This window comes from Endozoicomonas sp. SESOKO4, assembly GCF_024606275.1.
Map to the genome: position 1 here is coordinate 1 of NZ_JAHHPS010000056.1, position 2,690 is coordinate 2,690.

General features: G+C 43.0%; 2 protein-coding genes. Both read right to left on the reverse strand.

Going from position 1 to position 2,690, the window contains the following annotated elements:
• Nucleotides 1-209: 209 nt before the first annotated feature.
• Nucleotides 210-845, reverse strand: coding sequence for a hypothetical protein (locus KDK16_RS01000; protein ID WP_257252638.1), 636 nt, complete (start codon nucleotides 843-845; stop codon nucleotides 210-212).
• Between the two features lie 169 nt (nucleotides 846-1,014).
• On the reverse strand, nucleotides 1,015-2,690 hold a 1,676-nt coding region (locus KDK16_RS01005; protein WP_257274289.1), incomplete at its 5' end, for a hypothetical protein.

Sequence of the window (2,690 nt, forward strand, 5' to 3'; positions counted from 1 at the left end):
TTTGACGAAGAAGCAGGAATTTTTAGACCAATTTATTGCAACCGCAGTAGGACAGTCTTAAGTCCGACAGGCTCCTGGAATAGGATATGGCAAGAGTTTTTTTGACACTATTTTTCGAAAACTTTTTCGGAAACTATTTACGCTATCCTGGCAAGCTGATGTTTAAAGTTCCCTTTGCGGCTCATCAGCTGCACAAAGCAAGATCGAAGCTAATCAGAAATTTTTGTATAGATTCTCATTCCTGTGTGTAATGCAAAAACTGGCCATTGAGCATCTGCGATAAAATCACCATTTTTGTTATTGAATGAACAGGCATCAGCCGAAAATTTAGGCTCTAATTGATACATTTCAGGTCTGTAACTAGCCAGTAAAGACGGCGATGTGAGTACGGTAATTTGATGATTAAGAATGCCAGAACTTAAAAGCCCAAAAGAACAACGGCCTATCAAAGATTCTCGAACACACATACGGTAGTGACCCCCCATAAGAACAAGGCTTGTAATCTTTCTTTCTTTTAAAAAAGGCAATAAGGGAGGCTCAGTTTTTGCGTTAAGCACACCTAGCGCTTGCTTGGTGCAGTGAAAATCTGGTTTTTTAATAACATCATAGATATGCCTTGGATGTGCTTCTTTGTGCTCATGAACGACAATGATTCTACATCCAAGCTCTTTACAAAAGCGAAGGGTTTCTTGTTGGCTTTGTTTTCTAACAAGATGATTCTCAACAGTCTCAGAACTCCATTTTTTATCCATCTCATCTATTACGATGACTGCCGTGTTGGCATGATGCTCTGGTTTATGAAACTTAACGATATCTCCAAGTAATGAACCGTTTATTATTGTCATTAATCACTCTCCTTTTAAGTCTTTAGCTTATTGGACAATAATCTAAATTCATTGTTTGATATTTTGTTATGGTGATTAACATTCTTGTCATTAAGACTAAGTAGTCAAGGTCGCCTTTCAATGGATGGCGGCGGTAGCCTGGTTAATCTGCATAAAAAGTTCAAGCTAGTCATTTATCCATCCTTAGCTCAATGATTTTCGCCGGCTCATTTTCATGGATGATCAACAGATGGCCATCGGCGCTGAAGGTGGCTGAGGTGATCCCTCTAAGATTGGAAATGTAGGCTTTTTTCTGCCATGTCCCATCGCTTGTCTGGCCATAAATTTCCGCCTCGTTATTGTTAGTGGTGATGACCACATGGCGTCCATCGATGCTAAAGCTTGCTGATTTGAGATATGAAACAAAGAAAACGACGGTTTTTCCTTCCCAAGATCCATTGAGCTTTCGGCTATAGATTTTCGCCTTCCTGTCTACACCGAGGGTGATCACATGGCGGCTATCGGCGCTAAAGGCTACTGAGTTGATTTGCATATGATGGGAAATGGTAGCTTTTTCTTCCCATGATCCATGATCGTTCTGGCCATAGATTTTCGCCTCATTATCTTGACCGTGGGTGATCACATAGCGGCTATCGGGGCTGAAGGTGGCTGAGTAGACCCAACCATTATGAGAAATGGTGGCTTTTTCTTTCCATGATCCGTCTTCCTGACCATAGATTATCGCCCTGCCATCTTGACCGGAGGTTACCATATGGCAGCTATCGGCGCTGAAGGTGGCAGAGAGGAAATGATCTCCATGGGAAAAGATGGTTTTTTCTTCCCATGACCCATCGTCCTCCAGGCCACAGATTTTGACCTTGAGACCTGTATTGACGTTGCTATCTGCACTAAAGGTGATCATATGGCGGCTATCGGCGCTGAAGGTGGCTGATATGACTGAATCATCATGGTGAATGATGGCTTTTTTTATCCATGACCCATCGTGAATCTTGCCATAGATTTTCGCTTTGCAATCATAGCTGGTGCTCACCACATAGCGACCATCGGCGCTGAAGGTGGACGATGATACTAAAGTGTTGTGGCTAATAATGGCTTTTTCTGTCCATGACCCATCGTCTTCCCGGCCGTAGATTTTCGCCTTGCCATTGATACTGGTGGTCACTACAAAGCGACCATCGGCGCTGAAGGTGGCTGATGTGAGAGGGTTATCATGGGAAATGATGGCTTTTTCTTCCCATGATCGTTCGTCCTTTTTACCATAGATTCTCGCCTTGCCGTCTGCACTGGCGGTCACCACATAGTGGCCATCGTTACTGAGCATGAATGATCTGACAGAACCATTATGGGAGATAGTGCCTTTTGCTTGCCATGATCCGTCGGTCTCCCGGCCATAGATTTTCACCGTTTGACGATCACAGATGCTCACCAGATAGTGACCATCGGCACTCAAGGTAGCTGAGTTGATCTCGCCATAATTGGGAAGGGTGGCCTTTGTCTCAAATTTAAATGTTTTACATTCAATCATCAGTTGAGTGAGAGTGGAAAAGAACAGGGCAGGGCAATAAAAACTCGCCTGGCGATCCATGACTGATTTGACTAATGCCTTATCCTTTGTAAAACGGCTCAACCAATCCTCGAGTTGATCTTTATCTTTTGCAGTGCCGATGGTTCTTGGAATAGCCTGGTGAGATGAAGCAATCTGGCGATACCATGCCCTTACCAATGATGCATCATTTTTGAGAGCGTTGTTAATGTATGAATTTGTCAGTGTTAAACAGACAATATCACGAGTCTGCAAATATCTATAAATTTTGGATTGTATTTCAATGGGTAAATCGAGCAATA

Coding starts and splice junctions, on each gene's coding strand:
- KDK16_RS01000 (WP_257252638.1), bottom strand. CDS start 845: ATGACAATAATAAACGGTTCATTACTTGGAGATATCGTTAAGTTTCAT.